Below are 8991 nucleotides of genomic sequence, written 5' to 3' on the forward strand. Positions count from 1 at the left end.
GACAAAGAAGGAAGTGTCGTCTTATGAAACTAAAGTCTTTAGTCATCAATGGCTTCAAGTCTTTTGCAGATAAAACTGAGATTAATTTTCAGCCTGGGATGACAGCGATCGTTGGTCCTAATGGTAGTGGTAAAAGTAATATTATTGAAGCCATTCGGTGGGTTTTAGGGGAACAATCAGCTAAAAGTCTACGTGGTGGTAAGATGCCGGATGTAATCTTTGCTGGATCAGCCGCACGGGCAGCGCTTAATCGTGCAGAGGTTTTGATTACGTTTGATAACCATGACCGTTACTTAAAAATTATGAGTGATGAGGTAACAGTTGCGCGAAGAATTTACCGTGATGGTAATAGTGAATTCTTAATTAATGGAAAGCAAGTACGTTTAAAAGATATCATCAATTTATTTATAGATACTGGGTTGGGTCGTGAATCGTTCTCAATTATTTCACAAGGACGAGTTGAGGCGATTTTTAATAGCAAGCCTCAAGAAAGACGTACGATTATCGAAGAAGTTGCTGGCGTTTCGAAGTATAAAAAAGAGAAACAAAAAGCTGAGGATGAGCTGACTGAGACTGAAGACCACTTAGAACGAATTGCTGATATTATTACAGAGTTAGAGAAGCAACGTGAACCGTTAAAAAGACAAAGTAGTGTGGCTAAGGATTATATGGCACAAAAAAAAGCTTTTGATCATTATAATGTGAGTCGTTTGGTTCGTGAAATTACCCACAGTAAAGCAGTTTGTTCGGAAGTAGAAAAAACAATTAACGAGATAGATGCTGAAATAGTTGAACGCAAGAAGAAACTGCAACAGCAGCAAAAGAAAGTTAATGTTTTGCATAATAGAGAACAGCAGTTAAATCAAAAAATAGACCAACTACAGGAACTACTAGTTCAAATAACACAAAAAAGTGAGCGACTTAGCGGGCAAAAAAATATGTCGCAGCAAGAACTCAGATTTCAAGAAACGCGTCAGAATGAGCTTAAGCAACAAATAACAGAAAACCAGTTAAACCTAGCAGCTGCTAATGATAAAAAGAAAAAAATCAGTGGTAACATTCAAGCTGTTAAGAAAGAACTAGAAGATTGGCAGACAAAAGTTGCTGTGTTAACTAAGCAAACTGTGCGAGATGAAACAAGTATTGAAGAAGAGATTGAACAGCTACGCCTTTCGATCATTGAGAAGCTACAGCTGCAGGTGAATCTTAAAAATAAAGCAGTTTATTTGGAAAAAGAGGAAAAAAGACATACAACAACAAATCAGGTCGTTAACCATAAAATAAATGAATTACAACGAAAAATCAAAACCTTTACTGAGAAGAAAGCACAACTGCAAATGGTTCTTACGGGAGCACAGACCGAACTTACGGAGCTAAACCAAAAAATAACTGAAGATCAACTGAATTTAACAGCTATCGAGGAAAAAAGCGATCAAAGAAAACGGCAGTGGTATAGTGCACTAGAAGTTTTCCAAAAAGCACAGGCACAATATGAAAGTTTGAGAAATATTACTGCAAATCGTGTAGGCTATTATTTTGGGGTTAAAGAGATTTTAAAAAAGCAACGGCAATTAGGTGGGATCGTTGGACCAGTAGCAGATATATTAAATGTTCCAGCGCAGATTGCACATGCTGTTGAAATGGCTCTAGGCGGGCAACTACAAAATATTGTAGTTACAGATCAGCAAGCTGCTAAGCGAGGAATTGCTTTTTTGACGGCTAACAAATTAGGTCGTGTCACTTTTTTACCACGTCCTTCGGTGCGTCGTCATATACTTGATCCTGCACAGCAACAAGCTTTAAATGGTATTGCAGGTGTTTTAGGGGTCGCTAGCCAGTTGGTAAGTTCTAATAATGAAGCTGATAGGCCTATTTTGGAGTATCTTCTGGGAACAACAGTTATTGTCAAAGAAATGGATGATGCGATTCGAGTTGAGCGTAGTTTGAGACATGGCGCTAGAATCGTGACCCTCGCAGGTAATATTATTAATCCGGGTGGGTCAATGACTGGCGGAAGTACTAAACAACAACGAACTGGATTGCTGGAACAAAAACAGCGAGTAACTCAATTAGCTGAAAATTTAAAAATAATGAAAGAAAAAATGGCAGCTCTAGAGGTTCAGGGAAGTGACCTACAGGCTAAAAAAGAAAAACTAAGAAAAACATTATTGCTTAAAAAGAATAACTTAAATGAACGACAAAAAGAATTTCAAGAGCAAAAAAATGAATTATCAATTATACAAAATAATTTAAAGTACCAAAAAGATGCGCTTAAACTGCAGCAAGGTGAATCTGCAGATGCTGCTTCTGAGAGCGAGGACTTCGCAGCAAGTCAAAGCTTAATAAGTAAAGAACTAGCTAAGACTGAGCATGAATTGGCAGTCTTGCGGCAAAGGTATGCTACTCAAAAAGAAAAAGCAGTTAAATTTACTCAAATTACCAAACAAAATGAAAAAGAATTGCAGGAAGCTCAACAACAGGACTTAGTTGTTAAGGAAAGATTACAAACTAAGACTATCCAGTTAGATGAATTGAACAGCCAAATAGCTCAGCTGGAAAAACTCATTGCAAAAGGGCAAAAAATGTTGCTTGATCTCCAGAAGGAACAGTCGATCCGTCAGTTAAAAGGATCTGACCTTACGGCTAAGTTCGAGACATATGCACGGGAAAAAGCGACAGCAAAAGAGCAGCTTGAAAAATGTCGTTTAGAAAGAAAACAGCTTCATGGTCAAGTAATCGCAGCTGAAAATAGCCTAGAAAGGTTAAATGGGTTACAGGAACTTGTTTTTGATAAAAAACGCAAGCAAAGTATCAGGTTGAGTCACCTTAATACATTATTGGATCAGAACTTAACGGAACTTACAGAGAGTTATCATCTAACCTATGAAGAAGCTTCAAGAACAGAGATTACTGAAAATGACGATCAGATTCAGCATAAATTGAAATTATTGAAGTTAGGGATTTCTGAATTAGGAGCCGTGAATCTTGGTGCGATTGATGAATATGAACGGGTCGATAAACGGTATAATTTCTTATCGACTCAGCAAAAGGATTTAATAGTTGCTAAGGAACAACTACATAAAAGTATGTTTGAAATGGACAATGAGGTACAAAGCCGTTTTGAAAAAACTTTTAAAGAAGTTGCTAAAGCGTTTGGTCAGATATTCCCCCAGATCTTTGACGGTGGACGAGCCGCTTTAAAATTAACAGCGCCAGATGATTTGTTGACGACAGGAATTGAAATAATGGCGCAGCCGCAAGGTAAAAAGCTACAACAACTCTCTTTACTTTCGGGAGGAGAAAAGGCTTTGACGGCTATTACGCTATTATTTGCGATCTTAAAGGTCAAACCAGTTCCTTTTGTTATTCTTGATGAAGCCGAGGCAGCATTAGACGATGCTAACGTTGAACGGTATTCACGTTATTTACGGAACTTTCATGAACAGACACAGTTTATCGTTATTACACATCGAAAGGGAACGATGGAGCATTCTGACATACTATATGGCATTACAATGCAGGAATCAGGTATCTCAAACACAGTTTCAGTCTCTCTAGAAAAAATATCATAAATATTTTTGAATGTAAAAGCGCTGTGACTTGATAAAGGAGGAACAAAATGGGCTTTTTTGATAAATTGAAGCGAGCTTTTGGTGGTGAACAGCAAGAGCAAGCAAGTGAAGAAACAGAAAAGTATGATAAGGGTCTTGAAAAATCACGTAAGACCTTTGGTGATAAACTGAATGAACTATTTGCTAATTTCAGAACCGTTGATGAAGATTTTTTTGATAATTTGGAAGAAACCTTGATTGAAGCCGATGTTGGTTTCGATACGGCCGTTAGAATCAGTGATGAATTAAAGCAGGAAGTAAAATTAAAAAATGTCAAATCAAAAGCAGAAGTTTCAAGGACTATTATTGAAAAGTTGGTCAATCTATATGAAGAAGAGGGAACCGATGAGGACAAGGAGCTCCATTTTGACGAAGACGCTGTCACAGTCTTTTTATTTGTTGGTGTTAATGGAGTAGGGAAGACAACGACGATTGGTAAATTAGCATACCGTTACAAGCAAGAAGGCAGGAAGGTCTTGTTGGCTGCAGGGGATACTTTCCGTGCGGGAGCAACTGAACAGTTGGTTGAATGGGGACGACGAGTAGGGGTTACCGTTGTGCGGGGGCCTGAAAAAAGTGATCCAGCTTCAGTTGTGTTTGATGCAATCAGAAAAGCAAAGGAAGAAAATTATGATATCCTGTTGGTTGATACAGCGGGAAGATTACAGAATAAAGTTAACTTGATGAATGAGTTAGCTAAAATGTCACGGGTTATTACACGTGAATTGCCAGCTGCACCGCAAGAGATTCTCTTAGCACTGGATGCAACGACCGGTCAAAATGCATTAACACAGGCTAAGCAATTTAAAGAAGTTACAAAGGTTACTGGGATTGTGTTAACCAAACTTGATGGAACTGCACGAGGGGGAATTGTTTTAGCAATTCGCAATGAATTGCATCTTCCAGTTAAGTTGGTTGGTTTAGGTGAAAAAATGGATGATCTCCGTGATTTTGCACCAGAAGAATTTGTTTTGGGGCTGTTTAAAGGACTGCTTGTCGAAGATGAAAAGACAGAGGGTTGATTAAAAATAGGAGATAGGAATGGCAATTGAAAAGACGAATCGAATAAATGCACTTTTTGAGTTTTATGAACCATTGCTAACAAAAAAACAGGTAGTGTATATTGCACTTTATTATCGCGATGATTATTCTCTGGGTGAGATTGCTGAAAATTATAACGTTTCAAGACAGGCTGTTTATGATAATATAAAGAGGACTGAGAAGATTTTGGAGTCTTATGAAGCACGACTGCAACTATTTAAAAAGTTTCAGTTACAAAATGACAAGATTGACGAACTCATGGAATATGTCAGAGAAAATTATCCTAGCGATAATATTTTAGAGAACTTAGCAAAGCAGCTCGCGGATTTAGAAGAATGAAGGTTGGTGGCTAAAGGTGGCATTTGAAGGATTAACTGAACGGTTACAAGGTGCAATCAGTAAATTAAAACGAAAAGGTAAGGTTAGTGAAGCAGACGTCAAAGAAGTTATGCGTGAAATACGTCTAGCCCTACTTGAAGCAGATGTTAATTTTCAAGTTGTTAAGGATTTTGTAAAAAAAGTTAGAAAAAGAGCTGTCGGTGCGGCTGTTTTAGAAAGTTTAACACCTGCCCAACAAATTGTTAAAATCGTTAATGATGAATTGACCAAGGTAATGGGGACAGAAGTTGTAGAGCTTAACAAAGCGCCTAAGATCCCAACGATTATCATGATGGTCGGTCTTCAAGGAGCTGGGAAGACAACGACTGCTGGTAAATTAGCACTTAAGTTAAAAAATGAACAGCAAGCACGGCCTTTATTAATCGCTGGCGATATCTACCGGCCAGCAGCAATTGACCAGTTAAAAATATTAGGCGAAAACATTAAAATTCCCGTCTTCTCATTAGGAACAGATGTTTCACCAGTCGAGATTGTGCGCCAAGGGCTTGCGTTAGCACATGAAAAAAAGAATGATTATGTCATTATTGATACAGCTGGACGTCTTCAGATCGACGAAAAACTAATGGATGAACTAGCACAGATTAAGGAATTAGCTTCACCTAATGAAATCCTATTAACAGTTGATGCGATGACGGGACAAAATGCAGTCGATGTTGCCAAAGGCTTTAACGAGCAATTAGACGTCACAGGTGTCGTTTTAACTAAGCTAGATGGCGATACACGTGGCGGGGCAGCACTATCTATTCGTGCCGTTACAGGTAAACCGATTAAATTTGTTGGACAGGGCGAAAAGATGACTGATTTGGATACTTTCTATCCAGATCGGATGGCTTCACGTATTCTTGGTATGGGCGATATGCTGACGTTAATTGAAAAAGCGCAGCAAGACTTCGATGAGAAAAAGGCACTAGAAGTCCAAACTAAAATGCGTGAAAATAGTTTTGATTTTAATGATTTTATTGATCAGATGGAACAGCTTCAAAAAATGGGACCGATGGAAGATGTTATCAAGATGATCCCAGGGATGGCTAATAATCCAGCTTTGAAGAATGTTAAAGTTGATCCTAAGGATATTGAACATACTAAAGCGGTTGTGTACTCAATGACTAATCAAGAGCGTGAAGACCCGGATGTGTTGAATCCGAGTCGGCGCAGAAGAATTGCGGCCGGCGCAGGACGTCCTATCCAAGAAGTCAACCGTATGATTAAGCAATTTAATCAAATGAAGAAAATGATGAGCAAGGTTTCAAAGGGAAACTTCGCTGGAATGGAAGGAATGTTTGGCAAGGGTATTTCTGGTAAGCTGGCTAAAATGTCGATGAATTCGATGGTCCGGAAAAATAAAAAAAGAAAATTAAAAAGATTGCGCAGTAAACGAAAGCGCAAATAAATAGTACTAAGGGTAGTTAAAAAAATATTTTTTGTATCTGTCAAGAAATAATGCTTTACACCAGCTTGAATTACTGGTATATTATTTATCGTTAAGAAGATTTTAGGAGGTGTATTTAATTAATGTCAGTTAAAATTCGTTTGAAACGTATGGGTTCTAAGAGACGTCCATTCTACCGAATCGTTGTTGCAGATTCACGGTCACCACGTGATGGTCGTTTTATCGAAAACGTTGGAACATACAACCCATTAACAGAACCTGAAAAAGTAACACTTGAAGAAGAAAGTATTTTAAACTGGTTGAATAATGGTGCTCAACCTTCAGATACTGTTCGTAACATTCTTGCTAAAGAAGGAATCATGAAGAAGTTTCATGAAGCTAAATTTTCCAAGAATTAAGGCTAAGTAAGATGGCAGAAGTAGATGTGAAACAATTAATCATAACGATTGTCGAACAACTAGTCGTCCAACCTGACAAGATTGATTTACAGCTTGTTGAGGAAGGTCATTTTATAGACTTTAATTTAAAAGTTGCCCCTGATGATATTGGGCGGGTAATTGGAAAACATGGTCGAATAGCACAAGCAATACGAACGATTGTATACAGTGTATGCAAAGATGACTCGCATCGAGTTCGTCTGAATATTATAGATGATTAATGAAAACCTCCTGATGAAGCAGCAATGTTTTGTTTAGGGGTTTTCTTTTATGTAGAAAGGAGAAAAAATGAAGTACTATGAAGTGGGACAGATTGTAAATACGCATGGTATTAAAGGCGAAGTGAAAGTCGCCGTGACAACGGATTTTGTAGATGAACGGTTTAGAGTAGGAAAAGTATTGTATATTCCTCAAGCTGAAAAACAAGCAGTAATCCCTTTGACAATAAAGAGTGTTCGCAGGCTCAAACAATTTCAATTAGTATTATTCGAAGGTTTAGAAGATATTAATATGGTTGAAAAATATAAAGGTAGTAAATTAATGGTTTCTGAGCAAGATCAAAAGCCGCTTGCACAGGGAGCGTATTATTATCACCAAATAGTTGGATTACGAGTATTAGATGAAAACGAAGTGATACTAGGTACAATAAAAGAAATTTTAAGTTTGGGAGCAAATGACGTTTGGGTCGTTGCACGGCAAGGACAGAAAGATCTTTTGTTGCCAGCTATTAAAGACGTTGTCAAGCAAGTGGATATTGACAAAGGGATAGTAAGCGTTGAGTTGTTAGATGGGTTGGATAGTTGATGAAAATTGATATTTTGAGTCTCTTCCCAGAAATGTTTGCAGGGCCACTTACACAATCAATTATCGGTAAGGCACTTGAAAAGAAGATCCTAGATATCGAAGTTACTAATTATCGTGACTACACGAAAGATCGCCAACATCATGTTGATGATTATCCATATGGTGGTGGTGCGGGAATGCTCTTGCAGGTCCAACCAATATTTGATGCCTTAGATATGATAGAGACCAAAAATAACGGTTTGGGGAAAGTGATCTTACTGGACCCAGCTGGACGTAAATTTGATCAGAGTGTTGCGGCAGAGTTAGCTGCCAGTGATCATCTTACATTTATTTGTGGTCATTATGAAGGTTATGATGAACGAATTAGAACAAGGGTAACAGATGAGATTTCTTTGGGAGACTTTATCTTAACAGGTGGTGAGCTCGCCTCAATGGTTATGATTGATGCAACTGTTAGATTGCTTCCAGGTGTGCTTGGAAATAATGAATCGGCACCAGGAGATTCATTTTCAGACGGTTTACTGGAGTATCCGCAGTATACACGACCGGCAGAATATAAGGGACTACAAGTACCTGATATCCTCTTGAGCGGTAATCATCAAAAAATTAGGGAATGGCGGCAAAAGGAATCTTTGAGAAGGACGTTTGAACGGCGCCCAGATTTGTTAGTGACAGCTGATTTAGATGATCAGCAGAAAAAATGGTTGCAGTCTATAAAGTCTGACAATCAAGCTTGAATTAGTGTTTAAATCATGGTAAAATTAATGTCGGCTTATGCCAGATAAACGATATTCCGCTGTCAACGAACATGAATATTGGTGAAAGGAAGAAAAAATATGAATTCATTGATCAAGAAAATTACAGAGTCACAGTTGCGCAGTGATATCCCTGATTTCCGTGCAGGAGATACAGTTCGTGTCCATGCGCGTATCGTTGAAGGAACACGTGAACGTGTGCAGCTTTTTGAAGGTGTTGTTATTAAGCGCCGTGGACAGGGTATTAGCGAGACATATACTGTTCGTAAGATCAGTAACGGTGTTGGTGTTGAACGGACATTCCCAGTTCATACACCGCGTGTTGAGAAGATTGAAATCATTCATCAAGGGCGTGTTCGCCGTGCTAAATTGTACTACTTACGTGCATTACATGGTAAAGCAGCACGTATCCCTGAAAAACGTCGTAAATAAGTATTAGTTAAAAGTCCTGCTATTGCGGGGCTTTTTATTTTAGGGAAAGACTTAATATAAACTATTATGGCTCTTCGTCAACTGTTGTTGGTGAATCCACTTATAAAAGTTCTAATTACTTT

The 8991-nt window shown here is 38.2% G+C and carries 9 protein-coding genes; all 9 read left to right on the plus strand.

What is annotated here, in order from left to right; translation table 11 throughout:
- The first annotated feature begins 23 nt into the window (after window positions 1–23).
- The 9 genes from smc (at window position 24) to rplS (ending at window position 8869) form a co-directional block, all read left to right on the plus strand.
- A complete protein-coding gene (smc, locus tag FC81_RS08485) occupies window positions 24–3572 on the plus strand; it encodes a chromosome segregation protein SMC (protein ID WP_057745699.1) in 3549 nt (1182 codons plus the stop codon).
- Window positions 3573–3619: 47 nt separating this feature from the next.
- Entirely contained in the window at window positions 3620–4633 is a 1014-nt protein-coding gene (gene ftsY / locus FC81_RS08490) for a signal recognition particle-docking protein FtsY (protein ID WP_057745701.1), read from the plus strand.
- Between the two features lie 19 nt (window positions 4634–4652).
- Window positions 4653–4991 (plus strand): putative DNA-binding protein, encoded by a 339-nt coding sequence (locus tag FC81_RS08495; protein WP_057745704.1) that lies wholly within the window; start codon window positions 4653–4655, stop codon window positions 4989–4991.
- Window positions 4992–5007: 16 nt separating this feature from the next.
- Window positions 5008–6441, plus strand: coding sequence for a signal recognition particle protein (ffh, locus tag FC81_RS08500; protein ID WP_057745706.1), 1434 nt, complete (start codon window positions 5008–5010; stop codon window positions 6439–6441).
- A gap of 122 nt (window positions 6442–6563) precedes the next feature.
- Window positions 6564–6839, plus strand: a complete 276-nt coding sequence (gene rpsP, locus FC81_RS08505; protein WP_057745709.1) for a 30S ribosomal protein S16 — start codon at window positions 6564–6566, stop codon at window positions 6837–6839.
- Between the two features lie 11 nt (window positions 6840–6850).
- On the plus strand, window positions 6851–7099 hold the full coding sequence (locus FC81_RS08510) for a KH domain-containing protein (protein ID WP_057745712.1): 249 nt from the start codon (window positions 6851–6853) through the stop codon (window positions 7097–7099).
- 67 nt (window positions 7100–7166) lie between these two features.
- Window positions 7167–7682 (plus strand): ribosome maturation factor RimM, encoded by a 516-nt coding sequence (gene rimM, locus FC81_RS08515; protein WP_057745715.1) that lies wholly within the window; start codon window positions 7167–7169, stop codon window positions 7680–7682.
- Window positions 7682–8419, plus strand: a complete 738-nt coding sequence (gene trmD / locus FC81_RS08520; protein ID WP_057745719.1) for a tRNA (guanosine(37)-N1)-methyltransferase TrmD — start codon at window positions 7682–7684, stop codon at window positions 8417–8419. Before rimM ends, trmD begins: the two co-directional genes overlap by 1 nt.
- A 99-nt stretch (window positions 8420–8518) precedes the next feature.
- A complete protein-coding gene (gene rplS / locus FC81_RS08525; protein ID WP_057745722.1) occupies window positions 8519–8869 on the plus strand; it encodes a 50S ribosomal protein L19 in 351 nt (116 codons plus the stop codon).
- Window positions 8870–8991: the final 122 nt, after the last annotated feature.

It is taken from the genome of Liquorilactobacillus capillatus DSM 19910, assembly GCF_001434915.1.
GTDB classification, from domain to species: Bacteria; Bacillota; Bacilli; order Lactobacillales; family Lactobacillaceae; genus Liquorilactobacillus; species Liquorilactobacillus capillatus.